The organism is Pannonibacter anstelovis, assembly GCF_036881715.1.
Taxonomy (GTDB): domain Bacteria; phylum Pseudomonadota; class Alphaproteobacteria; order Rhizobiales; family Stappiaceae; genus Pannonibacter; species Pannonibacter anstelovis.
In genome coordinates this window covers 1-251 of sequence record NZ_JBAKBF010000042.1, presented here as the reverse complement: position 1 = coordinate 251, position 251 = coordinate 1, and the positions used below count along the sequence as shown (strand labels likewise).

The following is a 251-nucleotide window of genomic DNA, read 5'->3' as shown; positions in this document are numbered from 1 at the left end:
TTCTTGCGCAGCAGGTCGGCGATCTCGGGCACGGCGAAGAAGCCGAGGCCGATGATGACGAGCGGAATGCCGTCATAGAGATAGTCGAAGCCGAAGATCATGCGGAACTCGCCGGTGGCCGGCGCCCCGCCGATGGAGCCGATGATCAGACCGGTGCAGCAGGCCGCAATCCCTTTGGCCAGGCTCCGCCCGGCCAGCACCGCCACCATGGACAGGCCGAAGAGCGCCAGCATGAACAGCTCCGCCGAGCC

Annotated in this window: 1 protein-coding gene; it reads right to left on the bottom strand. The window is 66.5% G+C overall.

Features of this window, described 5'->3' with window-relative positions; genetic code table 11:
* A partial coding sequence (locus V6L75_RS21130; protein WP_334253408.1) for a tripartite tricarboxylate transporter permease occupies nucleotides 1-251 on the bottom strand: 251 nt, incomplete at both ends.